Origin of the sequence: Rhizorhabdus phycosphaerae, assembly GCF_011044255.1 — a bacterium.
GTDB lineage: Bacteria > Pseudomonadota > Alphaproteobacteria > Sphingomonadales > Sphingomonadaceae > Rhizorhabdus > Rhizorhabdus phycosphaerae.
This window is the reverse complement of the sequence record NZ_CP049107.1, coordinates 1,573,107-1,599,203: the sequence shown is the minus strand read 5'-3', so window position 1 is coordinate 1,599,203 and position 26,097 is coordinate 1,573,107. Positions and strand designations below refer to the sequence as shown.

The following is a 26,097-nucleotide window of genomic DNA, read 5'->3' as shown; positions in this document are numbered from 1 at the left end:
AGATTTCATTCTGACATCAAAATGGACGGCACGCTTAAGCGTTTTGATCCTCGCGAGAAGATGAATTGCGCCAAGCCGCTGCATAGTCACCCTGCTGTGGCCAGCGTCGGTTGAACGGAACAACATTTTCGATACGCTCTGCGATGTAGAGCAAACTCGCCTTACGGTGTGTCAAACCGATTTCGCCTCGGACGCCGTCAGCGCCGCTGTCCTCGACCACGTCCAAAGGCGATCCATCTAAAGCCCCATAATAAACTGCATGGAGGCGATATCCATTGTCGGGCACCAGCACCCTGAAAGCCAGTTCCGCACTGAACTGATAGAATCCGTGACCAAACCAGTTATTCGCAGGAACGCAGGCAATCAGACGGCCACCGACCTTCGGGAGCAAAAGAAGGTTCTTCCATGATTGCGCCACATTGAAAATGTGCTCCGTCGATCCAAAGTCGATGACCGTGTCGAACTTGCCATGCAGAACGGCGTCGATCGGCTCGTTGAAGTCATGTACGATATCCGCCCCTTCGTAAGCCGAGGCGTCGACGGAAACGATGCTGGTCGCGCCAAGCCGGGGCAATAATTGCTGGTCGGCAAAGGCGAAGGGCCCGATTGCTTCTGCGAGACCCGAGCCCAGATCGGCCTCGCGGATCCACTTATCAACTTCAGGGCTTTCGAGGATGTACAGGCCTTGCCGCCCAAGCTGCAGCACGTCGCCTAGCGGGCCAAAGCGGTTTCTTGTTTCGATCAGCAACCGCAAACTGTCGACGTCGATTCCCATCAAACCGGCCTAGCTTGAATGGCGGGGCCGCGCAACGAGGTGTTTTTTGACTTGGATCTTGGGCGCCCGCGGCAGTGCAGAAGGAGCCAGACTCAACCTCTTACGGGTAACAACCGGGGAGCCCGGCATGTGAAAGCTCGTGCTGGACGGTTTCGATCTCGACCCAGATCTCAGCGGCAGCCATGTCAGCGGTTCTGCCATGGCTTCTTCTGACCGGTAGCTAACAGCATCCGCGCCCGATGCTCAGCGCTGGAGCGTCTTATACTCGTCGCTGTGTATCAGTTCATGAGCCACCAGCCTCGTGCCCTCTTCCAAGCCGCTAGCGTCTACCAGTCGAGCGTAGGACGTGAGTCCTCCGTCGTCGGGTTCGCGCTTGAGCAATCCGCGATAGAGGGCTGCCACCACTTGCAGGCTTGCAGACTTCCGATCCGAAAGGAGCTCTTCCGACAATGCCTCAAGCATGTTCGTACGCGTGCCGATGTCGGGGCTCAGCGACCGCAATAGCTGTCGGATGAAGATCGCCTCGCTCGAATTGACGGTCGCGCCATCGTCATAATCAACGGCGTCACGCAGCACGCTATCCTCACACAGGACATCGAACAGCATGGACTGGTCGCTTTCGCTGTCGTCCCAGACACTCATGCCGCGCAGGCGTTCGTCCTCAATTTGCAGATATTTGTCGAGCCACCGCCGGACGATCTCGCGCGCCGAAGCATTGCCGAGATTGAGCAGGATTACGCCGGCGTTGATGCACCACGGGTGGGGTGAGCCGGGTATCGTGGTCATGATACCGGCGCGCTGTCGGAAACGGCCGAGATAGGCGTCAAGGTCGAAGTCAAGGTCGTTGATATAGGCATCCGCGTCGAGGTAGATCGCCCAGCCTGCAAATTCCCGGTCGATCAGTTCGCGAAACTGGAACATCCGGTTGAAGGTGGCATGCCAGGGGAAGTACCCCCGCTTGATCCCCACATAGCTTTCGTAGGCATAGCCGTGACGCCGACAATATTCTGTAATCGTGCGGGCGGTCGCATCAAGCATCCGCTTGTAGCGATAAGGATCTGCCGTCTGCAGAAATACGACGTCCAACAACCCCTCCCGAAGACTACTCCCGCAACGGCTTTATACGCCGTTCCCCGCTCGGCTATTCCCGAATTTTCCTTACAGTGAATGCTCGCGTACGCCGGCGGCCAGAAGCCAGCCGATGCCATAGGCGACCAACAGCGACAGGAAGATGGTCAGCACAATCTCGCCGCGCTTGGGATATTCCGACTTTACCGGCATGTTCGGGTCGACGACGCGGACGATGTAGAGCTGCTGCTTCATCGCGGCGTCGCGCGCTTTTTCGAGATTGGCCGCTGCGACCTCATAGCGCTTGGCGGCGAATTGCTGGCGGATCTGGAGGTCCTGGTAGTTGCCGAGGCGCGCGGCGATCGCGCCACCGCCGCTGGTCAGCTTGCCCGACTGTCCGGCGACCTGGGCTTCCAGCGCGCGGACCCGTGCGAGCGTCGCCACATATTGAGGGCTGGACGGTGCGATGATGCCCTTCATGGCGTTCAGCTGGGCTCGGGCGTTGGTAAGTTGCCCCTCCAGCGTCGTGACGAGGCCGAGCTGCGCCTTCCCCGAGCCTTCCGGGTCGATGTCGCCGCGCGCCTGACGGAAGCTCGTCATCTTCGACTGGATCTCGAGCAGTGCCTGCTCGGCTTCCGCCAGCTGTCGGCGCGCACTGGAAAGCTGGTCGGTCTGGCTGCGCCGGTTGATTTCGTTCACCCGACCCTCGCCCATGGCGAGCAGTTCGTTGATGATCGCGTAGCTGTCGGTCGGGCGAAAGGCGCGAACCTGCAGCGAGGTGATACCCGTCTCCTGGTTGAACTTCACATTCACCTGCCGACGGTAATAGCGCAGCAGCATTTCGGGCGTGGGCTGCGAGAACCACAGCCGCGTCGCCACGTCCGCTTCTGGCCGCCGGAAACGCTCGACCAGGTTCAGCTTGTCGTCGATGCGGTTCACGACCTGCTGCGAGTCCAGATAGTCGTTGACGCTCATCGCCTCGCTACGCGACGCCGACATGCCGCCGCCGAGACCCAGAAACTGGCTGAAGCCACTACTCGGAGTCGGCGCGGCATCGGCCGTACGGACGATGAAATGCGCCTCCGACTGATATTGGTCGGCCGCGAGGACGTAATAATAGAGTGCGGCCAGCAGCGTCGGGACGACGACGATCGCCAGGAACCACTTGTTCCGTCGCGACCACGCACGGAGTTTCTCCGACCAGTGCGGACGCTCGACGAGCGCGTCGGCGGAGTGCGGCTTGATAATTCCGTGCATCGATTATCCAGATATTGCAGGCTGAGGCGACATTAGCGGACGTGTATGCGATTGCGAAGCCGCCGTATCCCGAGCAGGCCAGTATAGGTGAAGAAGGCGCACCAGGCGATGGCGTAGCCGGGAAAGATATGCTGCGCCGATGCCATCTCGAACATGCCGTAGCGGATGATCTCGAAGATGTTGACCAGCGGAAACCAGTCTGCGGCTCGCTGGACGGAGAGAGGCAGCCACTCGACGGCGAAGAAGGCGCCCGAAAGCGGCATCATGAAATAGGAGATCGGATGCACCAGCCGCTGCAGGGTAGGGCGCTCGAAGGTGATGGCCGTGACGTTCAGACCCAGCGCGAAGGAGATCCAGATCATGAGCAGCACGCCGAGCATGGCATAGAGTGGTCGCGCCGGAACCTCGCCCATGCCGATCAGCGTGATGAAGCTATAAATGATGACGAATGTCGTGATGCACCCCGCCGATTCGACCACGACACGGGCGATCGACAGGTTCAGAACCGACACCATCCGGTGGTACATGAGGGGCAGATTGCCCTCGACGATGCTTTCCGCACGATTGAAAATGCCGCGGAAGATGATGAAGACGCAATAGCCAACGATAGAGAAAGCCACTGGCGGTATCGCCGATCCGAGGTGCCCGGGCTGGAAGGCGTGAAGCGCGCCGATGACCGTCGCGAGCAGCATCGGTTCACCGATCATCCACAGATAACCGATATTGTTACGGCCGAAGCGGGTGTGCAACTCGCGCAGGACGAGCGCCCCCACGACGTTCATCTGATGCGTCAGATCGTCGTAGAAGGAGGAGCGGATAGCGGTCATTTCGCCATATCTCCGCGCGCATCGATGTCGCGAACCAGGTCAAGCACGGTCGCGATATGCGCGTCCCAGGTGGGCGGTGTCCAGTCCTGCATGCGTTCGATCTGTCGCAACCGTGCGGCCGATCCGTCATGCGCATAGTCGGTTATGGCCGCCAGCCAGCCCGGCCCGTCGAGCGGGTCGAGGAATTCGGGCACGGTCCCGCCGGCCTCGCGCAGGGCCGGGAGATCGCTGCAGAGCGCGGGAGTCCCGCTGAGCAATGCCTCGGTCACCGGCATGCCGAAGCCTTCCGCGAAGGAGGGGCACAGCAGGGCGCGCGCGTTGCGCAGGAGCGTTCCGACCATATGGTCGGGCAGACCGGACAACTCATGGACATGCCCCTTGATGCTGTCGCATCGCTCCAGCATGTCGATCACATTCTCATTCTCCCATCCGCGGCGTCCCACGATCGCCAGCTGGGGTGTGGCCTCCGGGCCGAGCGTCTCGACCATGCGCCGCCAGATATTGAGCAGGAGCAGATGATTCTTGCGTGGCTCGATAGTGCTCAGGACGACGAAATAGGGTGGGGTCAGCCCCGCTGGCAACGCAGCGCCGGAGGGTAGCGGATCGCAGCCGAGATGAGCGACGCGCACCGGCGGGGCAGACTCGCCGAGAAATGCGGTCAGGGAGTCGGCGGTCGCCTGACTGTTGGCGATCAACCCCTGTGCGAAGGCGCCCATCGTCGCGATCCGCCGCCGGTGCGTGTCCGCGCCGTTGGGCCGGGCATATTCGGGATATTCGATCGGAATGAGGTCGTGAACGAGACAGACGAAGCGTGCGCCTTCGGCCTGCAGCTTTGCCTGCACGCGCTCGGGCCGGTCGAGATGGTGCGGCGATGCCTGGATATAGTAACGGCGGGAGCCGGCTGCCCGACGCGGCACCGGGCGCGGCCGGAGGCTTGCCAGGCTGCGGCCGGCGGCCACCAGCATTTCACGGCGGGACAGGCTCCTCGCGCTCGACCAGCGCGCTTCGGTCTCGGCTATAAAACGCAGCACGGCTTCGGTCGGCAGACGGCCGTAGAGCCCCAGCGGATTGACCGCAGCGAAGTGCAGTCGGTTGGGGATCTTGTCGATCAGCTGGCGGGCATAGACCAGCTCGACCCGGTCGATCCCGGTCGGCATCGCGTGAAGCGTACGCGACAGCAGGCGCGAGATGTCGAGGATGATCTCGACCCCGTCGGGCAGGACCTGGAGCCCCGTTGCCAAAGCGGCCCTGTCGCGCGTCGCCATGCGAGCGCTATCGGCGAAGGCCGCGCGCGGGGCAAGGGGGCTTCACATCTCCCGGAATGCGCTCAGGGCATCCAGCCGGTTCAGCGCGACCGCCTCGATGAAGTCCATGCGCGCCGCCTGGTCTCCGAGCGCGCACAGAAAGAAGCCGCGGACGAAAAAGGTCGGCAGCGTTCCATCGGGCGCCGGGGCGGCGCCGAAACTCAGGTCAAGGTCATAAGGGGCACTGGCCGCGGCAATGTCGCAACTGATCCAACGATCCTCATGAATGCCGACATCGCCCGCCAGCTCCTGCTGGCCGCAGCCGAGCGTCCACTGGCAGGCAAAATGTTCGTCGCCGCCCAGCTGGAAGAAGATGCGCAGCGGCGACTCATGCGCGGGCATCGGCAGGGTCAGCCTCGCGCCTTCCGCCTTGATCCTGCAGCCGCGATGCTCGGGCGGATGCCACCCCAGATTGGACCGGAAGATTTCGGCCGTCTTCATCCCGCGCCAGATGCGGATCTCTTCGTTGCGGGTCAGCGCGTGCCAGGCGCCGATCGTCGCCCTCGTCTGTGGCAGAGCAAGAGGCTTCTCCGCGTCGCGCGCCGCGAAACGGTCGAGTTCGTCGGCGATCTGCTTGGCGAGCGCGCTCCACGAGCGCGGCGCGAAATCCGCCGAGATGCGGGCTTCCAATGCGCGACGATGGTCGTCGTCGAACATCAGGCGATCCGCCGCCGCGATCAGCGAATCGGTCGAGCCGGCTTCGACATAAACGGCGAAATCACCCCCCGCCTGCGGCAGCGAGGCGGCATCCGAGATCAGCGGGACCTTGCCATAGCAGAGCGATTCGGTGACGGGCAGGCCCCAGCCCTCGTAAAGGCTGGGATAGAGGGTGAAGCGGCAGCTGCGATAGAGGAGCGCCAGTTCTTCGTCCGACAGGCGCGACAGCATCGTCACCCGCTCGGCCAGAACGGGATCGTCGCTGAGTCGCTGGTAGATGCGGCTATTGAGCCAGCCCTGATTGCCGACGCACACCAGTTTCGGCACCGCCGCAGCGCCATGACGCGCGATCAGTTCGGCCCAGGCCTCGAAGGCGATCAGATGGCCCTTCCGGGATTCGATCGTCGATACGAACAGCACGAAGCCGTCGGGTTCCAGACCCCATTGCCTAAGCTCGCTGTCGGCCAGGCGTTTCTGCTCCGGCTTGCGGAAATCGGTGTCCAGCGCAATCACGGCTACGTCGTCGCGCTCGACCGTATAGCCAAGGCGCGCGGCCACGGCGATCAGGTCCTCCCGCGTAGCGTCCGAATTGACCAGGAAGTGGTCGGCATGATCGAAAACGCCGATCACCCAGCTGATGAAGTCCTGGGTCAGGCCCCGCACGCAATGCTCGGGCGTGATGATCGGAATCATGTCGTGCACGAAGGGGACGTAGCGAATGCCGCGCTTCGCCTTCGCCTCCCGCACATAAAGAAAGTAATTCTGCAGCCACCAGCTGGTGCCGAGATTGATCAGCGAAGCGCCCTGGGGAAATTCGAAGGGTTCGGTCAGCGACAGGAACAGGCGCAGCCTGTCCATTGCCTCGGTCCACTCCGGCGCGAGGCGATCGCCGCTGGCCGTGCTCAGCTTCGCGATGGCGCGCATATGCTCCAGCGGAAGCTCGAGCCAGTCATCGCGCCCGTCGATGAAGCAGCACAGCCGGATGTCCCTGTTTCCGCCCTGCTCCACGGCGCCTTCGATCGTTTCGATCTGGACGCGCTGGATGCCGGTCGGAAGCCGCGCATTGCGGTAATAGGCGATCAGGTCGGAGATATCGAACACGAGCGTGTGCCGAGGCTCGCCGACGCGGACGGGCTCCGCCATGTCCTCGATCAATATGGCGCGAAGCTGGGAAAGCAGGCGTGCCTCGCCAGTGCGTTGGGGCAGGGGAGCCACCCCGCGCTTGAGCAGGGATGTCAGTGTTTCGCGCTGCTGCTTCGGCCGGTGGTTGATCAACCACATCAGTTCGTCGCTGGCGTCCGGACCGCAATCGCCCGCATGCAGGGCGCCCAGAAACGACACTATCGCGCCGTCGACCAGGCCCATGCGCTTCTGCAGATGCGCGAGATGGATGAACGCATCGGCTTCCAGCGGTCGTAACGCCGTCGCCCGGCCATAGGCGTTCAGGGCAGCCTCCAAGGCGCCGCGTTCCTTCTCGGCATGGCCCAGCTGCACCCATATCGCGGCAAGCTCGGGCTGGTCGTCGAGTGCGGCGCGATAGGCCGCCGCCGCCGCCGCCCAATCCGCCCGTGACCGTGCGGCATCTCCGTCCGCGATCAGCTTTGCCGCGGTCTCGGATGCACGCGGACCGGAGCGCGGCGACACTCCGGCCTTACCGCGGCGTCCACCAAGGCTTGCCAGTATCTTGCTCGCCACGCTCATGCGCCTACTGCTTTCGATCGCAGCGGCGGCAAGGGCGCAAAGAACGAAAGTCGCGTCGCGCAACTGAAAATATTTTGTAATATCAATGTCATGAAGAATATAATACCTGTCCCCACACGGTTGACACTGGTAATGCAGCCTCTGGCGCGCTGCAATATGGCTGCCGAAAATATGATGCGCGCGCCTTGGTACTGGACAGGGGCGGCAATGCCTGCGAACCGGCTCGGGTTCGATGACAGGAGCCAGCATATTGCCCGTCAGATTGATCAAGACCCGTCGCTTCGGCGATGATCGTGGTTGGTTTTCCGAGACATACCGCCAGGACCGCTTCGCGGAACTCGGTGTTCCCGATCTCTTCGTGCAGGACAATCACAGCTATTCGCGGCACGTCGGAACCCTTCGCGGCATTCATTTCCAATCGCCCCCGCACGCGCAGGCTAAGCTGGTTCGATGCGTTCGTGGGCGGATAATCGACTATGCGGTCGATCTGCGCGCCGGATCCCCCACGTTCGGCCGGCATGTCGCGGCCGAACTGTCCGCCGACAATGGCGATCAGCTCTATATTCCGGTCGGCTTTGGCCATGCCTTCGTCACGCTCGAACCCGACACTGAGGTCAGCTACAAGGTTTCGGACGTCTATGCGCCGGAAACCGACGGCGGCATTGCGTGGAACTGTCCGACGCTCGCCATAGACTGGCCGCTGCCGCCCGAAGGGCCGGTCCTGTCCGCCAAGGATATGGCCTTGCCTCCGCTGGAGGGCTGGGCCAGTCCCTTCGCCTATGACGGCGTGCCGCTCGGGCCGCTCTCGGAGGAGTGACGATGCGCATCCTGGTCACCGGCGGCGCCGGCTTCATCGGTTCCGCCTTGATCCGCCACCTCATCGGCGAGACGACGCATGAGGTGCTCAATCTCGACAAGCTGACCTATGCCGGCGTGCTGAGCTCGCTCGCTCCGGTCGGCAATTCGCCCCGCTACCGCTTCGTGCAGGGCGACATATGCGACGCCGAGCTGGTGCGTAAGCTGCTCGCCGAGTTCAGGCCCGACGTCGTCGCGCATCTGGCCGCCGAAAGCCACGTCGACCGGTCGATCGACGGCCCGGGGGCTTTCATCCAGACGAATGTCGTCGGCACCTACACGCTGCTCGACCAGACGCTGGCCTATTGGCGAGGGCTCGATCCCGAAGCGCGCGAAGCTTTTCGCTTTCACCATATCTCGACCGACGAGGTTTTCGGCTCGCTGGGCGAAGAGGGCCTGTTCACCGAGAGCACGGCCTATGATCCGCGCTCGCCCTATTCGGCCTCGAAGGCCGGGTCCGATCATCTCGTGCGGGCCTGGGGGCATACTTATGGCCTGCCGGTGCTCGTCACCAATTGCTCGAACAATTACGGGCCCTATCATTTCCCCGAGAAGCTGATCCCACTGATCATCATCCGCGCGCTCGCGGGCGAAGCCCTGCCTGTTTACGGCGACGGTTCGAACATACGCGACTGGCTGTACGTGGAGGACCATGCCCGCGCGCTGCGCACCGTCTTCGAGTGCGGCGCGCCGGGCGAGACTTATAATGTCGGCGGCAATTCGGAGCGCCGGAACATTGAGGTCGTACGGTCGATCTGTGCGGCGCTCGATCGTCTGCATCCCCGCAGCGACGGTCATGGCTATGCCGACCAGATCAGCTTCGTTGCCGACCGGCCGGGGCATGATCGGCGTTACGCGATCGATGCGAGCAAGATCCGCAACGTTCTCGGCTGGGAGCCGCAGGTTTCGTTCGAGGAAGGTATCGAGCGGACGGTGCGCTGGTATCTCGAGAACCGGCCCTGGTGGGAGGATATCCTCGCGGGCCGCTATGCGACCCAGCGGCTGGGTCTCGCTGCGGGATGACGCGCCATATCCTCGTAACGGGGGGGCAGGGGCAGGTCGGGCTCGAGATCGCACGGCTGACATGGCCCGACGGGATCGAGGTGCAGCTGCCGACGCGCGCTGAGCTAGACATCGCGTCGCGTCACAGCGTCGCCGGCTATTTCGACAGGCATCCGGTCGATGCGATCGTCAACTGTGCCGCCTATACGGCGGTCGATCGGGCCGAGGAGGAATCTGAGCTTGCCTTTCGCGTCAATGGTGAGGCCCCCGGCTGGCTGGCCGAAGCGGGCGTCCCGATCGTCCATCTGTCGACCGACTATGTGTTCGACGGGAGCAAGAGCGACCCCTATGACATCGACGATCCGGTCGCGCCGCTCGGCGTCTATGGCGCCTCCAAGCTTGCGGGCGAGCGCGCCGTGCTGGCCGGCGGCGCACCGGCTCTGGTGTTGCGCACGGCATGGGTTCTCTCGGCGCACCGCAACAACTTCCTCAAGACCATGCTTCGGGTTGCGGCCAACACGCCTCGTCTGCGGGTGGTCGATGATCAGCGGGGTTGCCCGACCGCTGCCGCCGATATCGCCGAAGCGGTTCGGACGATCCTCATTCGGATGATGGAGGATCCGCAGGCGCCGTTCGGCGTCCAGCATTTCGTCAATGCGGGCGAGGCCAGCTGGTGCGAACTGGCCCGGGAAATCTTCAGGCTGAGCGCGGCGCGCGGGGGCCCGGTTGCGGAAGTCGAGGCGATCACGACGACGGATTATCCCACCCCTGCAAGGCGACCGGCCAATTCTCGGCTGTCGACGGCGGCGCTTCGCAACGCCTATGCGATCGAACCGCGCCGCTGGCAGCTGGCCGTGAACGATATTATCGAGGAACTGCTCGGGCCGCCGGTCCGGAACCAGGGGACGGACGCGTGAAAGGGATAATCCTGGCAGGGGGCGCGGGAACGCGGCTCCACCCGATGACGATGGTGACGTCGAAGCAGCTCTTGCCGATCTACGACAAGCCGATGATCTATTACCCGCTGTCGACGCTGATGCTCGCCGGCATAAGGGAGGTCCTGCTGATCTCCACCCCGCGTGACATCCCGTCGTTCCAGGCGCTGCTGGGCGATGGCAGCCAGTGGGGTATCGACATCCGCTATGCGGTCCAGCCCAGCCCCGACGGACTTGCGCAGGCCTATATCATCGGGGCCGACTTCGTGGGCAATGACCGGTCGGCGCTGATCCTGGGCGACAATATCTATTACGGGCACGGCGCGACCGACCTTTTCCGTTCGGCAGGAGCGCGGGCCGACGGAGCGACCGTCTTCGCCTATCATGTCACCGATCCCGAGCGTTATGGCGTGGTCGAGTTCGATGCCGACATGCGGGCGGTGTCGATCGAGGAGAAGCCGGAGCGCCCCCGCTCCAACTGGGCGGTTACCGGGCTCTATTTCTACGACGCGGATGTCGTCGAGATCGCCCGCTCGCTGAAGCCGTCCGCGCGCGGCGAGCTGGAGATCACCGACGTCAACAAGGCCTATCTCGCCGCCGGCAAGCTGTCGGTCGAACTGATGGGACGTGGCTATGCCTGGCTCGACACCGGCACGCCCGACAGCCTGATCGAAGCGGCCGAGTTCGTCCGGACGCTCGAGAAGCGGCAGGGCTTCAAGATCGCCTGCCTGGAGGAGGTCGCCTATCTTCAGGGGTTCATCGATGCCGGCCAGCTGGAACGACTTGCCCACGCGCTCGGCAAGAGCGCCTATGGAACTTATTTGCGGGATCAAGTGCTAAAGCGCTGATGCAAAATGCCCGCTACATTGCCGCCGGTCTCAGCGACGCCGACATGCTCTGGCTGCTGTCGGTGGGCAGTCTCCGAAGCCTCAAGCGTGGCGATGTGCTGGTGAGTGCGGGCAAGCCGGTCAACGAACTTTTTTTCGTGCTGGCCGGCCGGGTGGCGGTCCGCTTGCGCGACGGTACGCAGGTGGCCCGCCTCAGCGTCGGCGACGTCGTGGGCGAGATGTCCTTCGTCGAGCGGCATTCCCCACTCGTGTCGGTCATCGCCGAAGAGCCGGCCGAAGTCCTCGCCATACCCCGAAAGCTGATCCTGGAGCGGTTCGATGAGGAGCCGGTCTTCGCAGCGCGCTTCTACCGGGCCCTGGCCGTCTTCCTGTCGGAACGGCTGCGCGAGACCACGGCGGCGGTGAGGGCGCAAGAGGGCGAGAAGCAGGAGGACAAGGACGACCGCGACGCCCGTGCGCGCTTCGGCAAGCTGTTTCGCAGGTCGGCCGGCTGAGGGCGACCGAAGGCGTATCGTCAGCCCTGCATCGCGTCCCGGATCCGATCGAGAGCGGCCGGCAGATGCTGCCGAAGCTTGAAAACCGGATTGTCGAGCGCGCCGCGTGACAGGAGTCCGGGAACGGTCAGGGCGACCGCTACGGCGACCAGGCAGGTGCCCAGCGCGAAGCGCAGCGCTCCCTTTCCCTTTCGATCCCCGTGCATCGTCTTGATCGCCTGCCGTAGCCGCATCGTCATGTCCATTTTGGTGGTCTTCGCCGGGCTAGCGTCGGAAAGCTAAGCGGGGGTAAATGGCTGGCGGTTGCCAAGTCGGGGGAGGCGTCCCTATCTGCGCATTCGAGAATCATTCTGCACGACCGGAACGACAGCCATGACCGCTACCCATTCGACTCGCATGTTGATCATCGGCTCCGGCCCCGCAGGCCTGTCCGCTGCCATTTATGGCGCCCGCGCGGGCATGTCGCCGATCGTCGTGCAGGGGATCCAGCCCGGCGGCCAGCTGACCATCACCACCGACGTCGAAAATTATCCCGGCTTCCGCGAGGTCATCCAGGGGCCGTGGCTGATGGAGGAGATGCGGGCGCAGGCCGAGCATGTCGGGGCGACGATGGTCTGGGACATGATCGTTGACATCGATCTCAGCGAGCGGCCCTTCCGGCTCAAAGGCGACGGCGGCACGCTCTATGTGGCCGATACGCTGATCATCGCCACGGGCGCGCAGGCGAAATGGCTTGGTGTCGAAGGCGAGATGGAACTTGGCGGCAAGGGCGTTTCCGCCTGCGCCACCTGCGACGGCTTCTTCTATCGCGGCAAGAAAGTGGCGGTTATCGGCGGCGGCAACACCGCGGTCGAGGAGGCGCTGTACCTGACAAATCACAGCCATGACGTCACGCTCATTCACCGTCGCGATTCCCTGCGCGCGGAGAAGATCCTGCAGGAGCGGCTGTTCGCCCATCCCAATATCAAGGTCATGTGGAACCAGCAGGTCGAGCGCTTCGTCGCCGGCGAAGGCAATGCCGGGCTGGTGGCGATCGAACTGAAGGATAGCGTCACGGGCGAGATCTCGCAGCTCGAAACCGATGGTGGGTTTGTTGCGATCGGCCATAGCCCATCGACCGAATTGTTCCGGGGCCACCTCGATCTCGACGAGGATGGCTATCTCGTCGTCGAGAAGGGCGGCACGCGCACCAATGTGCCGGGCGTGTTCGGCTGCGGAGACGTCGCCGACAAGGTCTATCGACAGGCGGTGACGGCGGCCGGCATGGGATGCATGGCGGCGCTCGATGCCGAGCGCTTCCTGGCCGAGGCAGATTTCGAGGCGCGGGTGTCGGTAGACGCCTGAGCGTCGGAACGAACCGTCGGGGCGGGGACGAGATGGCTGAACCGCTCGCCCCTGCAGCGCCTCAGCGCTTGATCTTTCGCTCCACGAAGGCGAGCAGCGCTCCGAAACTCTCGAGCATCTCGCCGTCCACTTCGTCGTCGTCGATGATGATGTCCAGCCGGTCCTCCAGCGCGGTGAGGAGGCCGGCCACGGCCATCGAGTCGAGCTCTGGCAGCGAACCGAATAGCGCCGTATCGGTGTCGAAAGCCGCCACCCGGGTGGCGTCGAGCGACAGGCTGTCCGCGAGCACGGCGCGGACGGCATCCTCGGTGCTCTCGAAATCGGCTGCGCTCACGTCGACACGTCCTCCCGGTTCGGAAATGGCGGCTCCCTAGACGCATTGCCGGCCAGGAACAAGATTCCGATAGGCATTGTCCGCAGCCGGTTGCCCATCCGCCCGCCAGTCCCTAGCTGTCGGCCGATGCCCGTCGCCGCAGATCCCGTTCCTCGTCCGCTCGATCACCTCGCCCTGCTCGGCGATCGATCGGCGCCGGCGCTCGTCGACAGGACGGGAATGCTCGATCATGCGGGGCTCGAGGATGCGGTGGCGCGGCTTGCGGCGGGGCTTCGGGCCCGCGGGCTGCGACCAGGCGACCGGCTGGGAAGCTGGATGGCCAAGAACCGCCTCGCCTGCCTGCTGCCGCTCGCGGCCGCGCGGGCGGGTCTGATTCATGTTCCGGTCAATCCGCAGCTCAAACATCATCAGGTCGCCCACATTCTGAGCGACAGCGGAGCCCGGCTGCTCATAGCCGGCACCGGGCGGGCCGCCACGCTGGAGCCGGGAGATCGGCCCGAGGACTGCGCGCTGGCGATCGAGGAGGAGGAGGGGCCGGCCCTGTTGTCCGGTGACGAGCGACTGCCTCCGTCGGCCGCCGACCCCTCCGAACTTGCCGCGATCCTCTACACCTCGGGTTCCACGGGGCGGCCGAAAGGGGTGATGCTGAGCCACGCCAATCTCTGGCTCGGTGCCATCTCGGTCGCCCATTATCTCGGCCTGGAACCGGACGATCGAACCCTGGCCGTGCTGCCATTGAGCTTCGACTATGGCCAGAACCAGCTGCTGTCGACATGGGCCGCCGGCGGCTGCGTCCATCCGCTCGATTATCTGACTCCCCGCGACGTCGTACGCGCGGTTGCGCGCCATGGGATCACGACGCTCGCGGGCGTGCCCCCGCTGTGGATCCAGCTGGCGGAGGCCGACTGGCCGGCTGAAGCGATTGCTCCGTTGCGGCGGCTGACCAACACCGGGGGACGGATGAGTCTTTCGCTGGTGCGTCGCTTGCGGGGCCTGTTTCCCGACGCTCGCCTCTTTTCGATGTACGGCCTGACCGAGGCGTTCCGGTCGACTTATCTCGATCCTGCGCTGATTGACGCGCATCCCGATTCGATCGGCAAGGCGATCCCCTTCGCGGAGATTCTCGTCGTGCGGCCCGACGGCAGCATCGCCGACGATGACGAGCCAGGCGAACTGGTCCACGCCGGCCCCCTCGTCGCGCAAGGCTATTGGCGCGATGCCGAGCGAACGGCGCTACGCTTCCGTCCGGCGCCGCCGGCCTCCATCCATGGCGGGACAGCCGTCTGGTCGGGCGATACGGTGGCTCGCGATGCGGCGGGATTGCTGCGGTTCATTGGCCGCGACGACGAGATGATCAAAGTATCGGGAAACCGCATCAGCCCGACCGAGATAGAAGAGGCCGCGATCGCCAGCGGTGCGACCTCCGAGGCGGTGGCCGTCGGGCTGCCCGACGAGCGTCAGGGGCAGGCGATATTGCTCTATGCGCGGCCGTCGGGCGCGGAGGCCGATACGCTTCTCCGCGACTGGTTCCGACGCAACCTGCCATCATTCATGCACCCGGCACGGATCGTCTGGCGGGCCGAGCTGCCGCGCAATGCGAACGGCAAGCTCGATCGGGCCGCGTTGCGCGCCGAGGCGGCGGCGCTGAAGGAGGAGGACGCATGAAGCCCATTGGTCCTATCCCTACCGATTATATTTGGCGCGACGGTGCGCTGATGCTGGGCGACCGGCCTGCTGACGAGTGGGCGACGCTGGCTGGCGATACGCCGCTGTTCGTCTACGATCTCGCCATCGTCCGTCGGCGCGTGGAGCGTTTTCGGGCCGCCTTCCCGGGGATTTCCCTCCATTATGCGGTGAAGGCCAATCCGCACCCGCCTTTGCTGAGCGCGATGGCGGGCCTCGTCGACGGCCTCGACATCGCCTCGGCTGGTGAGGCGCGACTGGCTCTCGATGCAGGCGTCGACCCGCGCCGGATCTCCTTCGCGGGACCGGGCAAGCGCAACCGCGAACTGGAGCTGGCTATAGAGGCCGGGATAACGATCAACGTCGAATCCGCTTCCGAGCTCGACCGCGCCCTGGGCCTGGGGCGCGCCCTCGGCGCGACGCCGCGGCTGGCACTGCGGGTCAATCCCGACTTCGAGCTCAAAGGATCGGGCATGAAGATGGGGGGAGGCGCCAAGCCTTTCGGGATCGACGCGGATCGCGTCGCTCCCCTGATCGGGCGCATCGAAGAGAAGGGCGGCCTCTATCGCGGCCTCCATATCTTCGCAGGTTCCCAGGCGCTGGATCCCGAAGCGCTGATCGAGGCGCAGGCGTCGGCGGTCGCGCTCGCGGACCGCATAAGCCGCGAGGCCGGGGTGGCACCACCGCACGTCAATCTGGGTGGCGGCTTCGGCATCGCCTATTTTTCCGCCGACAGTCCGCTCGATGAGGTGCGGGTGGGCGAAGCCCTCGCTGCAACCCTCGCGGCACGCGGTCCGATGCTGGCGCGCACAGAATTTACAATCGAGCTTGGCCGCTGGCTCGTCGGCGAGGCCGGCGTGTATCTGACGCGTATCGTCGATCGCAAGGAAAGCCACGGAGAGACTTTCCTCGTCGTCGATGGCGGATTGCACCATCAGCTGGCAGCGAGCGGAAATTTCGGTACGGTCGTCAGGCGTAACTACCCGATTTCTTTGACCAAATGCGGTGAGCCCGATAGGCTGGAAACCGTCTCGGTCGTCGGCTGCCTGTGCACGCCGCTCGATCGTCTCGGGGATCAGGTCGGCCTGCCTCCGGCCGGGGTCGGCGATCTCGTCGCGGTGTATCTCGCCGGCGCCTATGGGGCCAGTGCAAGCCCGGCTCGATTTCTGGGGCAGGGAGAGGCAAAGGAATTAACCATAGACGGCGTCGACATCCTGTGATTCTAAGCAACTGTTCAGGGTTTGTGCGCCATAGGGCGGGACTGTGCGTTGAGATGGGGCGAACGGAATTTTCGATGGTCCCGGAGGATCGGTGATGGCCTTTTGTGCTAAGCGTTGGACGTCGGTCTTTGCGGTTGTGCTGTTGGCGGTCGCGACGGTCTCGCCTGCCGTCGCGGCGGAGAAGGAGCTGCCGCCGGCGCTGTTCGTCCCGCAGGGTGGGCAGCCCGGCGAAGATTATACGATCGGTCCGCTCGACTCCCTGACCGTGTTCGTGTGGCGCAATCCGGAACTGGGCGCGCAGGTGCAGGTGCGCCCCGATGGCCGCATCACCTTGCCGTTGATCAACGACATGGTCGCGGTGGGGAAGACGCCCACGCAGCTGTCGGACGATATCCACAACGCCCTGTCGACCTACATCACCGATCCGATCGTTTCGGTGATCGTCAATAATTTCTCCGGCACCTTCGCCCAGCAGATCCGCATCGTCGGCGCAGCGGAGCGGCCTGCCACCGTCTCCTACCGGGCGGACATGACCTTGCTCGACGTGATGATCTCGGTCGGTGGCCTGTCGCAATATGCTGCCGGCAATCGCGCCAAGCTGATCCGCTACAATCCGGAAACCAAGAAGCAGGAAGAATATCGCCTGCGGATCGACAGCCTCTTGAAGCGGGGCGACATCAAGGCGAACGTGAAGCTGCTACCCGGGGATGTGATCATCATTCCCGAGAGCTTGTTCTGAGTCCGGTGACCGTGGGGGCGGCTGACTAGACGATGGAAGCGATCTACACCGAGATCCGCATCGCGCTTTATGCGATCTGGCGCATGCGCTGGCTCGCGCTCGCGGTGGCCTGGGCCTTCTGTCTGGTCGGCTGGATCATGGTGATGCGTGTTCCGGCGGCTTATGAGAGCAGTGCGCGAATTCAGGTTCAGGTGAAGTCGCTGTTCGGCGACGGGTCCGAAGGCGACATGCAGCGTAGCGTCGACCGCGTTCGTCAGTCGCTGACATCGACCGAGATGCTGAAGCGCGTCGTCAAGAACGTCTCCAACGGCGAACGTCCGCTGACGTCCTATGAATCGCTGTCGCTGATAGGGGCTCTGCGCGGCGGCATCTCGATCACGGCACAGGGCGAGGATCTGCTTGAGATCAAGACCCGGATCAGCCTCAACGGTATTTCCGAGCAGCAGACCGCCTTCATCGTCCGCAGCGTGACGCAGCAGCTGATCGACATCTTCGTGCAGGAGAATGTGATCGGGTCGAAGGCCAATAATGAGGAGGCGCTCCGCTTCCTCGACCAAGAACTCGCTCGCCGCGCCAAGGAACTGGCCGATGTCGACCGTCGGCGGGCCAAGATCACGCAGGACACGCTGGGCGCGCTTCCGGGAACGGGTACGCTCGAGCAGCGGATGGACGCGGTCCGCAATGAGATGGTCAGCCTCGAGTCCAACCTGATGCAGGCGCGCAGCGCGCTCGCGGCGATGAACGGCCAGATCGCCGCCACCCCTGCGCAGATTCCCGCGGGCAGCGTCGGCGGGCTCGATTCGATCGACCAGCGCATTGCTTCGCTGGAAGGGCAGCTTTCCGAGGCGATTTCGCGGGGGTGGACGGAGAAGCATCCGGACGTCATCGCGATCCGCGCTCAGCTGGGACAGTTGCGGGCGGAAAAGGCACGGGGCGGCACCCGCTCGGTGCCGATGACGCCCAATCCCGTCTATGTCTCGCTCAAGTCCATGCAGGCGGAGCGGCAGGGCAATGTCGCCGCCCTGGAGGCGCGCAAACAGCAGATCGAGCAGGCCATCACGCTGATCGGGCAACGACAGATGACCGCGCCAGGACAGCAGATCGACCAGGCCCGCCTCGACCGCGACTATGACGTGCTGCGCGACCAGTATAACAAGCTGCTCGAGCGGCGGGAGTCCGCCAAGCTGCGCTCGGATGCGACCGGCAAGACAGATGGCGTCCGCTTCCGCGTCATCGATCAGCCGTCTTTGCCGCGAGAGCCGGCCGCGCCGAATCGCACGATGCTGCTGTCGGCGGTCCTCATCGCCGGGATTGTCGTCGGAGCGGGTGTCGGCTTCGCCAAGAGCCAGCTTTCGAACGTCTTCACGACCACCCAGCAGCTGGCCAAGGCCAGCGGCCTTCCTGTTCTCGGCTCGATCTCCGAGGTGATAACCGCCGACACCCGGCTCGTGCGGCGCAAGCAGATGATGTGGTTCTCTTCCGCAGCCGCGGGTCTTCCGGGCATGTTCATGCTGTTGATGTTGATCGAATTCATCAAGCGGATCATGGTGTCCTGACGGTGGACGACGACAGCCCCAAACCCCCCGCGCGCAAGCGCCGCCGTCGCGGATCGCTGATCGAGCGCGCCGGCTCGGTCTATGATTTCGAGGCCGTGCTGCGGGCCCGCGTGGTGATGCCGGATGCCGGAACCATGCCCTACTCGCCGGTTCTGGACGTGCCGCTCTCGCCGCAGCCGGGGCCTGCCAGCCTCGGTGCAGGGACCATGCAGGCGCCAACCCTCGAAGCAGTGCCTCCCGTGGCGCCGCTGTCGGGACCGCCCGTTGTCGAGCAGCCCGCCGCGCCACCGGCGCAGGCGGAGCCACCCGCATTGCCGCCGGCGCAGCCTGCGCCTACTGCGCTGCCGGCGCCGGACATCATCTACCGGACCGCCAAAGTAAACCGGGCGGATCTGATCGATCAGGGCTTCGTGATGCCTGATGCGGCGATCACCGCGCTGGCCGAGGAGTTCCGGATCGTCAAACGCACGCTGCTGCTGAACGCCATCGGACCGACGGCACTGCCCAATGGCCGCCGCATCCTGATCTGTTCGGCGCAGGCGAATGAGGGAAAGACTTTCTGCGCGGTGAACCTGGCGCTGTCGATGGCGAATGAGCGCGATATCGAGGTGCTGCTCATCGATGGCGACTTCGCCAAGCCAACTGTGTTGTCGACGCTGGGAATCGAAGGACCGGTGGGTCTTATGGACGCGCTCGCCGATCCCGAGGTCGATGTGGAGACGCTCGTCATCAAGACCGACGTCGGCAATCTGTCGGTGCTGCCGTCGGGCAAATATACAAATGAGGCGACCGAGCTGATCGCGGCCGACCGGACGCGGCAGATCATCGAGCGGCTGTCGGCCAAGCCCAACCGGATCATCCTGTTCGACAGCCCGCCGGCGCTGGCGGCCTCGCCGGCGTCGGTGCTCGCCTATCATGTCGGGCAGGTCCTGCTGGTGGTGCGCGCCGACAAGACCGGCGAAGCCGAACTGCGCGACGCGGTCCTGCTGCTCGGCGGCTGCGAGGAGATACAGCTTCTCCTCAACGGCGCCCGCTTCGCGCCCAATGCCCGCCGTTTCGGCAGCTATTACGGCTATGAAGCACCGCGATGAACAGGGTGACATCGCGAGCCGTACTGGGTCTCCTCGCCGGGGGAGCCGCCTGTGGCGCAGCGCATGCGGAACGTCCCCAGATCGGTGCCTTTTTCGACATTCAGCAGGTCGTCCAGTCGCAGCTGAGCGGGCAGGGCGTCGACGACCTGACCTATACCGAGGTATCGGGCACGCTTGCCGCTCAGATCACCAACCGGCGCGTGATCGTATCGGGAACCTACAGGCTGGCCTATCGCATCCCCGAAATGGGCGACACGCAGCAGTCCTTCGTTCAGGACGGGGTGATGCAGGCCCAGGCCGTGGTCATAGAGGAATGGCTGACGGTCCAGGGTGGCGGCATCGTCACGCGCAGCCGCATCGATCCGAGCGGGCCGGCACCGCCGACGAATTTCGGCAGCGGCCGCAATCTGACCCAGACCTATTCGGGCTATATCCAGCCCATGCTCGCGCACCGGATCGGCGATCTCGGTTTCTCCGCCAATTATCGCTATGGCTATACCAAGAACAAAAGCGACGGCGGCGCCTTCTCGACAGGGCCGGTTACCGATCGCTTCGACAGTTCGGTCTCCCAGCAGGCGCAGCTCTCGCTGGGGATGGAGCGCAGTTCGCTCCCGTTCGACTGGAAGCTGAGCGGCGAGGTGCGGGCGGAGGATCTGTCGAATCTCGATCAGCAGCTTCGCGCCCTGAACATCATCGGCGAGATCAAGCTGCCGGTGGCGGAGACGATCGCGCTGGTCACCAGCGCCGGCTATGAAAAGACGCGCACCACCGAGCGCGAGGCGCTGATCGATGCGCTGACGGGCCTGCCGGTGATCGGCCGGGGCGGCGGATTCGTGTCCGATCTGACCAAGCCTCGCGTGCTTACCTATGATGTCAGCGGCTTCATCGCCGATGGCGGCGTGATCTGGAGACCGAGCCGCCGGACCCGCTTCGAGGCGCGTGCCGGCTATCGTTATGGCGGCTTCTCGGTCACCGGTCTGGTCGAAATGAAGCCGAGCGAGCGGACCGGACTCACCGTCATCATCAGCGATCAGATCCAGAGCTTCGGGCAGGGCCTCACAAGCGGTCTCGCCAATTCGCCGGTCAATCTCGACCTCGGCCAGGCGATCGATCCGACCACGTCCTTCCAGAATTGCCTGTTCGGAAAGGCCGCCGGATCGGGTCGCTGCATTGGCGGGACGCTGGGGCAGGCATCGGCCAATATGTATCGTGAACGCGGTGCCAGCATCATCTTCACGCGGGCCCTGCGCCAATGGAATGTGTCCGCGGGGCTGGGCTATACGCGGCGCAACTATATCGACGATCCGAACGCCGTCGTATCGCTTGCCGGCGTGGTCGATCAGAGCATTTTCGGCAATTTTGCGGTGGGTGGTCAGCTGACCCGCCAGTCGGGCGTATCCTTTTCTTTTACCGGTAACATGTTTAAGAACGGACAGGTGGGGGCTTCCGACGTGCTGTCGGGTTCCGCCAGTGCGAATTATTTCCGCACATTTGGGCGCGGGATACAGATGCAGGCGAGTGTTGCGGTGGATGCGTCAAAGCAGGATGGGCTCACGGCGGATGTCTCCGGGCGCGCGCAACTCGGCCTGCAGTATCGCTTCTGAGATGATTGGCCTGATCTTCAGCACGCGGGAGGGTCGTTTTGGACCATGATCCCTATGGCCTGACCGACAGGCCGTTCCAGCTGACGCCCGATCCGCGCTTCTATTTCGAAAGCGCGACCCATCGTAAGGCGATGACCTATCTCGGTTACGGCCTCGCGCAAGGCGAAGGTTTCATCGTCGTCACCGGCGAGGTCGGCACCGGCAAGACCATGCTGGTCGGCCGCCTGATGGCGACGATAGACCGGTCGCGGCTGACCGCGATCAATCTCGTGTCGACCCAGCTGGAGGGAGAGGACATCCTCCGGATCGTAGCCCTGGCGCTCGGCGTGGCGACGGACGTCGCCGCAAAGGGGCAGCTGCTGGCGCGGATCGAGCGCTTCCTTCACGAGCAGGCGCGCAGCGGAAAGCGTACTCTCCTGATCGTCGACGAGGCGCAGAATCTTCCGATTTCGGCCCTGGAAGAGCTGCGTATGCTCTCCAATTTCCAATATGGCGGCCAGGCGCTTCTGCAGATCTTCCTGCTGGGGCAGCCGGAGTTTCGCGATGCACTGGCCCAGCCGCGCTTCGAGCAGCTGCGCCAGAGGGTCATCGCCACCCATCATCTGACGGCGATGGGTCCCGAAGAGGTCGCGCCCTATGTCATGCATCGGCTCGCCTGTGCCGGATGGAAGGGGACGCCGCGTTTTACCCAGGATGCCTATGACGCGTTTCACCGGCTGTCCGGAGGCATTCCCCGCAGGCTGAACATGTTGGCAGGCCGGGTCATGCTCCAGGGGGCGATCGAGCGTCTGACGGATATCGACGGCGAGGTGGTCGAGGATGTCGCCTCGGACCTCGCGAGCGAAAGCATCATGCCGGCCGAAGGACCACAGCCGCGCGCCCAGGCGATGCCGGCTGCGGCGGACCCGGTCTTTCCGGCACCACAGGCGCCCGCTCCGGTTGCGGACTCCTTTCCGGCTCGCGAGCCTGTGCCCTATGCGGCGCCACCCTATGTGCCTGCGGCCTTCGCCGAGCCGGTGCCGCCACCCCCGCCGCCTCCGCCTCTTGCGGTGCAGCCCTCCTATACGAGCTACGCGCCTCCCGAAGAGGATGAGCCGTTCGACCTGCCGACGGATTCGGCGGCCGGCTTCGCTGCCGATCCGCTCGCTACGCTGCGCGGCCATGTGCCGCCGCCCGCTATGGCGCAGCCTCCGAGGTTCGACGGAAATGTGCCGCCCGAACTGGTCCGCTCCCAGCCGCCCGAGGCTCCGGTAATTCCGAACCCCAGCGCTCGCCCCCTGGCTGGTTTCGACGATCCGGCAGCAAGCTGGGCGCCCGTCGCCGCACCGGCATCCGCACCAGCCTCTTCGGGTGAGCCGTCCTGGGCGCAGGATCAGGATTGGTCCCGACCGCGCCAGGACGATGTCGCGCCACCGGCCGCTCCCCTTTGGGAACCCGCGCCGGAACCCGCTGCTTCGGTACCGCCGATTGCCCAGGCGCCGCTGTCTCCACCGCCTGCATCGATCGATCCGGCACTGATCAGTGACTATGCCGCCCGCAACGCAGAGCTGGAGGCCCGCCTGGCGGAACAGGAGGCGATCCTTCGCCGGACGCTGACCCTGCTGGTGGAACTGGTGGAATCTGACCCCCAGCTCAATCCGCAACCCGCCGCCCCCGGATCGACGCCGTCGCAGCGGCCCGGCGGCGGAGGGCAGGGGCCGGCCTGACCGGGCCATGGTGATCAACGGTCTATCGGTCGACATCGAGGACTGGTTCCAGGTCGGCGCGTTCGAGAACAGCATCCGCCGCGACGACTGGGAGTCCCTCCCGTCACGTGTCGAGCGCAACAGCGATGCCGTGATCGAGCTGTTTGGTCGGGCCGGTGCGAAGGGCACCTTCTTCACGCTGGGCTGGGTGGCGGAACGCTGTCCCGCCCTGATCCGGCGCATCGTTGAGGCAGGCCATGAAGTCGCGAGCCATGGCTGGGATCATGTCCGGGTTTTCACCATGACCCCGGCCCAGTTCCGGGAAGATTTGCGCCGGACGCGGGCGGTGCTCGAGGATCTCGGCGGCTGCCGGGTGGTCGGCTACCGCGCGCCCAGCTTCTCGATCGACGCTCGTACCCCTTGGGCCCATGAGATCCTGGCCGAGGAGGGCTATACCTATTCCTCCAGCGTCGCTCCGGTGGTTCACGACCATTATGGCTGGCCGGAGGCGCCGCGCTTCGCCTTTCGCCCGCTGCCCGGTGCCGATCTGATCGAATTGCCGGTCACCACCGCGCGTCTCGCCGGTCGCACCATCGCGGCGGGGGGCGGCGGCTTCTTCCGGCTCTTTCCCTACGCTTTCTCGCGCTGGGCGATTCGTCAGGTCAATGCCGAGGGCAGACCCGGCATTTTCTATTTTCATCCCTGGGAGATCGATCCCGGCCAGCCGCGCGTGGCGCACGCGCCGCTCCGTTCCCGGCTCCGCCATTATGCCCGGCTGTCGGCCATGGAAGCGAAACTGGCACGGGCGATCGGCGACTTCGCCTGGGACCGGATCGACCGCGTCGCGGCCGTGGAAGCGGCGAGGGCTGCCTGACGATGGACGGGCTGCGTCGTGCCGACCTGTCCGATCCGGCGGACTGCCGGGCGATCGAAGGCTATGTCGCACGGCATCCGGCGGGCACGGTTTTCCACAGACCGGGGTGGAGCCTCGCGGTCGAGCGTTCCTGTCGCCAGACGGCGCATTATCTGGTGGCGCTGGCCGACGGCAGGCTGACGGGCGCTATGCCGCTGTCGGAGGTCCATTCGCCGCTGTTCGGCAGAGCGCTGGTCTCAGCCGGATTCGCTGTGGGTGGCGGGCCGATCGCCGACGATCGCGAGACCTCCGACGCGCTGGCGGAGGCGGCCTGGCAATTGGCGGGCCGGCTGAGCTGCCCGTCGCTCGAACTGCGCGGCGGCACGGCGCCCGACGCCTCCGCCTGGCATGTCGAGCAGGGCGTCTATGCTGGTTTCGCGAGACCGCTGGCACAGAATGACGAGCAGGAACTGCTCGCCATCCCCCGCAAGCAGCGGGCGGAGGTCCGCCGTGCGCTGAGTTTCGACCTGGAGGTCGTCATCGGCCGCGACGAAACCGACCGTCGCGACCATTATGCCGTCTATGCCGAAAGCGTCCGCAACCTCGGTACGCCGGTTTTTCCGCGTGCCTTGTTCGATGCCGTCCTCGACGCCTTTTCCGACGATGCCGATATCTTGACGGTGCGGTATGAAGGCAGGCCGCTGGCGAGCGTCCTCAGCCTGTACCATCGTGGCGCGGTGCTGCCTTATTGGGGGGGCGGAACGCGCGACGCGCGTACGTGGCGGGCCAACGACCTGATGTATTATGCGCTCATGCTCCACGCCCGGCGGCGAGGGAGTTCGTCCTTCGACTTCGGACGATCGAAGTTCGGGACGGGTGCGTTCGCCTTCAAGAAGAACTGGGGGTTCGAGCCGCGCCCGCTTGCCTATGCCGTGCGCACCGCCGACGGGCAGGCGCCCCGGCAGGTCAACCCGCTCAACCCCAAATATCGGTTGCAGATCGCACTGTGGCAGCGGCTTCCCCTGCCCATCGCCAACCGCGTCGGCCCATGGATCGCGCGAGGGCTCGGATGACGGGCGAGATCATGTTCCTCGCGCACCGCATCCCCTTTCCCCCTGACCGGGGCGATCGGATACGGAGCTTTCACATGCTTCGCCACCTCGCGCAGCAGCGTCCGGTCCATCTGCTAGGCTTCGTCGACAGCGAGGAGGATCGCCGGCAAGCCAAGGAACTGCTGCCGATGCTGGCGTCGCTCCACATCGAGATTCGCAGCAAGTCCCGCCTGCGCGCGGGGCTGGAGGCGCTGCTCCTCGGCGAGCCCGTATCGATCGCGGCCTTCGGGTCGCGTCGGATCATGCGCATGGTGGATCAGTTGCTGGCGGAAAGGCCGATCGAGACGATCTTCGCCTATTCCGGGCAGATGGCGCAATATGTGCCCGACGACCGCGTCGGCCGGCGTTTCGTCATGGATTTCGTCGACGTCGATTCGGAGAAATTCGCCGCCTATGGCAGGTCCGGTCGCGGGCCTCTCGCCTGGATCAACCGACGGGAAGGGCGGCTGCTCGCGGACTATGAAGACAGCGTCGGACGCTGGGCAGATGTGAGCCTGTTCGTGAGCGAGGCCGAGGCGGCATTGTTCCGCAAGCGCGCGGGCCTGTCGTCCAGTCATGTCAGGGCGCTCGACAACGGCATCGACTATCGCACCTTCGCGCCGGAAGGCTTTCCGCGCGTGTCGGGCGCCGAGCCGATGCTGGTCTTCACCGGGCAGATGGATTATCGGCCGAATGTCGATGCCGTCACCTATTTCGCGCGTCGGACCTTCCCGGCCATCCGCGCCAAGCACCCGGCCACGCTGTTCGCCATCGTGGGGCGCAATCCGACGCCGGCCGTGCGCGAGCTGGCCAAGCTGAAGAATGTGATCGTGACCGGCGAGGTCCCCGACGTGCGGCCCTGGCTCGCCGCTGCCTCGGTGGTGGTCGCCCCGCTGGAGATCGCCCGGGGAGTCCAGAACAAGGTTCTGGAGGCGATGGCGATGGCCCGCCCCGTGGTGGCGTCGCCGGCCGCCTTCGAGGGGATCGATGCGGAGCCCGGCAAGCATTTGATCGTGGCGCATGGCTATGAGATGGCCAATGCCGTGAGTCATATGCTGACCCATCCCGACGAGGCGGCCGCGATGGGAGAGGCGGCTCGCCAACAGGTCATAAATCGCTATGACTGGGATGCGCAGCTCGCGGCGCTCGATGGCATGCTGGGGATCGGCTGAAC

The 26,097-nt window shown here is 64.8% G+C and carries 24 protein-coding genes; 16 read left to right on the top strand and 8 right to left on the bottom strand.

Going from position 1 to position 26,097, the window contains the following annotated elements:
• Positions 1-34: 34 nt before the first annotated feature.
• From G6P88_RS07325 to G6P88_RS07300, 6 genes are all read right to left on the bottom strand, one after another.
• The gene (locus tag G6P88_RS07325; RefSeq protein ID WP_165322561.1) at positions 35-775 is read right to left on the bottom strand and encodes a class I SAM-dependent methyltransferase; all 741 of its coding nucleotides are present in this window, start codon (positions 773-775) and stop codon (positions 35-37) included.
• Between the two features lie 243 nt (positions 776-1,018).
• Positions 1,019-1,813 carry a glycosyltransferase family protein gene (locus tag G6P88_RS07320; RefSeq protein ID WP_226946765.1) on the bottom strand — a complete coding sequence of 265 codons (795 nt, stop codon included), beginning with the start codon at positions 1,811-1,813 and terminating at the stop codon, positions 1,019-1,021.
• A gap of 120 nt (positions 1,814-1,933) precedes the next feature.
• Positions 1,934-3,100, bottom strand: coding sequence for a KpsE/RkpR family capsule polysaccharide export protein (locus G6P88_RS07315; RefSeq protein ID WP_165322559.1), 1,167 nt, complete (start codon positions 3,098-3,100; stop codon positions 1,934-1,936).
• A gap of 32 nt (positions 3,101-3,132) precedes the next feature.
• The gene (locus G6P88_RS07310; protein ID WP_165322558.1) at positions 3,133-3,927 is read right to left on the bottom strand and encodes an ABC transporter permease; all 795 of its coding nucleotides are present in this window, start codon (positions 3,925-3,927) and stop codon (positions 3,133-3,135) included.
• Complete coding sequence (locus G6P88_RS07305) at positions 3,924-5,192, bottom strand: glycosyltransferase family 4 protein (protein ID WP_165322557.1); 1,269 nt, start codon at positions 5,190-5,192, stop codon at positions 3,924-3,926. Before G6P88_RS07305 ends, G6P88_RS07310 begins: the two co-directional genes overlap by 4 nt.
• A 42-nt stretch (positions 5,193-5,234) precedes the next feature.
• The gene (locus G6P88_RS07300) at positions 5,235-7,859 is read right to left on the bottom strand and encodes a glycosyltransferase family 4 protein (RefSeq protein WP_226946764.1); all 2,625 of its coding nucleotides are present in this window, start codon (positions 7,857-7,859) and stop codon (positions 5,235-5,237) included.
• Here G6P88_RS07300 and rfbC point away from each other — a divergent pair.
• From rfbC to G6P88_RS07275, 5 genes are read left to right on the top strand one after another with little or no spacing between them, the layout of a single operon-like run.
• Entirely contained in the window at positions 7,852-8,406 is a 555-nt protein-coding gene (gene rfbC / locus G6P88_RS07295; protein ID WP_345719203.1) for a dTDP-4-dehydrorhamnose 3,5-epimerase, read from the top strand. The genes G6P88_RS07300 and rfbC overlap by 8 nt on opposite strands.
• A gap of 2 nt (positions 8,407-8,408) precedes the next feature.
• On the top strand, positions 8,409-9,467 hold the full coding sequence (gene rfbB / locus G6P88_RS07290; protein ID WP_165322555.1) for a dTDP-glucose 4,6-dehydratase: 1,059 nt from the start codon (positions 8,409-8,411) through the stop codon (positions 9,465-9,467).
• The gene (gene rfbD / locus G6P88_RS07285) at positions 9,464-10,363 is read left to right on the top strand and encodes a dTDP-4-dehydrorhamnose reductase (RefSeq protein ID WP_165322554.1); all 900 of its coding nucleotides are present in this window, start codon (positions 9,464-9,466) and stop codon (positions 10,361-10,363) included. Before rfbB ends, rfbD begins: the two co-directional genes overlap by 4 nt.
• Positions 10,360-11,229, top strand: a complete 870-nt coding sequence (gene rfbA / locus G6P88_RS07280) for a glucose-1-phosphate thymidylyltransferase RfbA (protein WP_165322553.1) — start codon at positions 10,360-10,362, stop codon at positions 11,227-11,229. The genes rfbD and rfbA overlap by 4 nt, the downstream gene beginning before the upstream one ends.
• On the top strand, positions 11,229-11,723 hold the full coding sequence (locus tag G6P88_RS07275) for a Crp/Fnr family transcriptional regulator (protein ID WP_165322552.1): 495 nt from the start codon (positions 11,229-11,231) through the stop codon (positions 11,721-11,723). The genes rfbA and G6P88_RS07275 overlap by 1 nt, the downstream gene beginning before the upstream one ends.
• Before the next feature lie 20 nt (positions 11,724-11,743).
• Here the strand turns inward: G6P88_RS07275 and G6P88_RS07270 are convergent, their stop codons facing one another.
• Complete coding sequence (locus G6P88_RS07270; protein ID WP_206335890.1) at positions 11,744-11,968, bottom strand: hypothetical protein; 225 nt, start codon at positions 11,966-11,968, stop codon at positions 11,744-11,746.
• A gap of 127 nt (positions 11,969-12,095) precedes the next feature.
• Between G6P88_RS07270 and trxB the strand changes: the two genes are divergently transcribed.
• Positions 12,096-13,067 carry a thioredoxin-disulfide reductase gene (gene trxB / locus G6P88_RS07265; RefSeq protein ID WP_165322550.1) on the top strand — a complete coding sequence of 324 codons (972 nt, stop codon included), beginning with the start codon at positions 12,096-12,098 and terminating at the stop codon, positions 13,065-13,067.
• 61 nt (positions 13,068-13,128) lie between these two features.
• Here the strand turns inward: trxB and G6P88_RS07260 are convergent, their stop codons facing one another.
• The gene (locus G6P88_RS07260; RefSeq protein ID WP_165322549.1) at positions 13,129-13,401 is read right to left on the bottom strand and encodes a phosphopantetheine-binding protein; all 273 of its coding nucleotides are present in this window, start codon (positions 13,399-13,401) and stop codon (positions 13,129-13,131) included.
• 126 nt (positions 13,402-13,527) lie between these two features.
• Here G6P88_RS07260 and G6P88_RS07255 point away from each other — a divergent pair, with 126 nt between their 5' ends.
• The 10 genes from G6P88_RS07255 (at position 13,528) to G6P88_RS07210 (ending at position 26,095) form a co-directional block, all read left to right on the top strand.
• The gene (locus G6P88_RS07255) at positions 13,528-15,066 is read left to right on the top strand and encodes an acyl-CoA ligase (AMP-forming), exosortase A system-associated (RefSeq protein ID WP_165322548.1); all 1,539 of its coding nucleotides are present in this window, start codon (positions 13,528-13,530) and stop codon (positions 15,064-15,066) included.
• On the top strand, positions 15,063-16,304 hold the full coding sequence (locus G6P88_RS07250; protein ID WP_165322547.1) for a pyridoxal-dependent decarboxylase, exosortase A system-associated: 1,242 nt from the start codon (positions 15,063-15,065) through the stop codon (positions 16,302-16,304). The genes G6P88_RS07255 and G6P88_RS07250 overlap by 4 nt, the downstream gene beginning before the upstream one ends.
• 94 nt (positions 16,305-16,398) lie before the next feature.
• Entirely contained in the window at positions 16,399-17,043 is a 645-nt protein-coding gene (locus G6P88_RS07245; protein ID WP_165322546.1) for an XrtA/PEP-CTERM system exopolysaccharide export protein, read from the top strand.
• A gap of 32 nt (positions 17,044-17,075) precedes the next feature.
• Positions 17,076-18,599 (top strand): XrtA system polysaccharide chain length determinant, encoded by a 1,524-nt coding sequence (locus G6P88_RS07240; protein WP_165322545.1) that lies wholly within the window; start codon positions 17,076-17,078, stop codon positions 18,597-18,599.
• A gap of 2 nt (positions 18,600-18,601) precedes the next feature.
• Positions 18,602-19,690, top strand: a complete 1,089-nt coding sequence (locus G6P88_RS20415; RefSeq protein WP_282097781.1) for an AAA family ATPase — start codon at positions 18,602-18,604, stop codon at positions 19,688-19,690.
• The gene (locus tag G6P88_RS07230; RefSeq protein WP_165322544.1) at positions 19,687-21,294 is read left to right on the top strand and encodes a porin family protein; all 1,608 of its coding nucleotides are present in this window, start codon (positions 19,687-19,689) and stop codon (positions 21,292-21,294) included. The genes G6P88_RS20415 and G6P88_RS07230 overlap by 4 nt, the downstream gene beginning before the upstream one ends.
• A gap of 38 nt (positions 21,295-21,332) precedes the next feature.
• Positions 21,333-23,000: an XrtA/PEP-CTERM system-associated ATPase gene (locus G6P88_RS20530; RefSeq protein ID WP_425594480.1), complete on the top strand. Its 1,668-nt coding sequence runs from the start codon at positions 21,333-21,335 to the stop codon at positions 22,998-23,000.
• A gap of 7 nt (positions 23,001-23,007) precedes the next feature.
• Positions 23,008-23,853 carry an XrtA system polysaccharide deacetylase gene (locus G6P88_RS07220; protein WP_165322543.1) on the top strand — a complete coding sequence of 282 codons (846 nt, stop codon included), beginning with the start codon at positions 23,008-23,010 and terminating at the stop codon, positions 23,851-23,853.
• Positions 23,854-23,855: 2 nt separating this feature from the next.
• Positions 23,856-24,905: a FemAB family XrtA/PEP-CTERM system-associated protein gene (locus G6P88_RS07215; protein ID WP_165322542.1), complete on the top strand. Its 1,050-nt coding sequence runs from the start codon at positions 23,856-23,858 to the stop codon at positions 24,903-24,905.
• Entirely contained in the window at positions 24,902-26,095 is a 1,194-nt protein-coding gene (locus tag G6P88_RS07210) for a TIGR03087 family PEP-CTERM/XrtA system glycosyltransferase (RefSeq protein ID WP_165322541.1), read from the top strand. The genes G6P88_RS07215 and G6P88_RS07210 overlap by 4 nt, the downstream gene beginning before the upstream one ends.
• The last annotated feature ends 2 nt before the right edge of the window (positions 26,096-26,097 follow it).

Excerpts from the sequence above, each read along its gene's own strand:
- G6P88_RS07325 (WP_165322561.1), bottom strand. The coding sequence starts at position 775 with ATGGGAATCGACGTCGACAGTTTGCGGTTGCTGATCGAAACAAGAAAC.
- G6P88_RS07320 (WP_226946765.1), bottom strand. The coding sequence starts at position 1,813 with ATGCTTGATGCGACCGCCCGCACGATTACAGAATATTGTCGGCGTCAC.
- G6P88_RS07315 (WP_165322559.1), bottom strand. The coding sequence starts at position 3,100 with ATGCACGGAATTATCAAGCCGCACTCCGCCGACGCGCTCGTCGAGCGT.
- G6P88_RS07310 (WP_165322558.1), bottom strand. The coding sequence starts at position 3,927 with ATGACCGCTATCCGCTCCTCCTTCTACGACGATCTGACGCATCAGATG.
- G6P88_RS07305 (WP_165322557.1), bottom strand. The coding sequence starts at position 5,192 with ATGGCGACGCGCGACAGGGCCGCTTTGGCAACGGGGCTCCAGGTCCTG.
- rfbB (WP_165322555.1), top strand. The coding sequence starts at position 8,409 with ATGCGCATCCTGGTCACCGGCGGCGCCGGCTTCATCGGTTCCGCCTTG.
- rfbD (WP_165322554.1), top strand. The coding sequence starts at position 9,464 with ATGACGCGCCATATCCTCGTAACGGGGGGGCAGGGGCAGGTCGGGCTC.
- G6P88_RS07275 (WP_165322552.1), top strand. The coding sequence starts at position 11,229 with ATGCAAAATGCCCGCTACATTGCCGCCGGTCTCAGCGACGCCGACATG.
- G6P88_RS07270 (WP_206335890.1), bottom strand. The coding sequence starts at position 11,968 with ATGGACATGACGATGCGGCTACGGCAGGCGATCAAGACGATGCACGGG.
- trxB (WP_165322550.1), top strand. The coding sequence starts at position 12,096 with ATGACCGCTACCCATTCGACTCGCATGTTGATCATCGGCTCCGGCCCC.
- G6P88_RS07255 (WP_165322548.1), top strand. The coding sequence starts at position 13,528 with ATGCCCGTCGCCGCAGATCCCGTTCCTCGTCCGCTCGATCACCTCGCC.
- G6P88_RS07250 (WP_165322547.1), top strand. The coding sequence starts at position 15,063 with ATGAAGCCCATTGGTCCTATCCCTACCGATTATATTTGGCGCGACGGT.
- G6P88_RS07245 (WP_165322546.1), top strand. The coding sequence starts at position 16,399 with ATGGCCTTTTGTGCTAAGCGTTGGACGTCGGTCTTTGCGGTTGTGCTG.
- G6P88_RS07240 (WP_165322545.1), top strand. The coding sequence starts at position 17,076 with ATGGAAGCGATCTACACCGAGATCCGCATCGCGCTTTATGCGATCTGG.
- G6P88_RS07230 (WP_165322544.1), top strand. The coding sequence starts at position 19,687 with ATGAACAGGGTGACATCGCGAGCCGTACTGGGTCTCCTCGCCGGGGGA.
- G6P88_RS07220 (WP_165322543.1), top strand. The coding sequence starts at position 23,008 with ATGGTGATCAACGGTCTATCGGTCGACATCGAGGACTGGTTCCAGGTC.
- G6P88_RS07215 (WP_165322542.1), top strand. The coding sequence starts at position 23,856 with ATGGACGGGCTGCGTCGTGCCGACCTGTCCGATCCGGCGGACTGCCGG.
- G6P88_RS07210 (WP_165322541.1), top strand. The coding sequence starts at position 24,902 with ATGACGGGCGAGATCATGTTCCTCGCGCACCGCATCCCCTTTCCCCCT.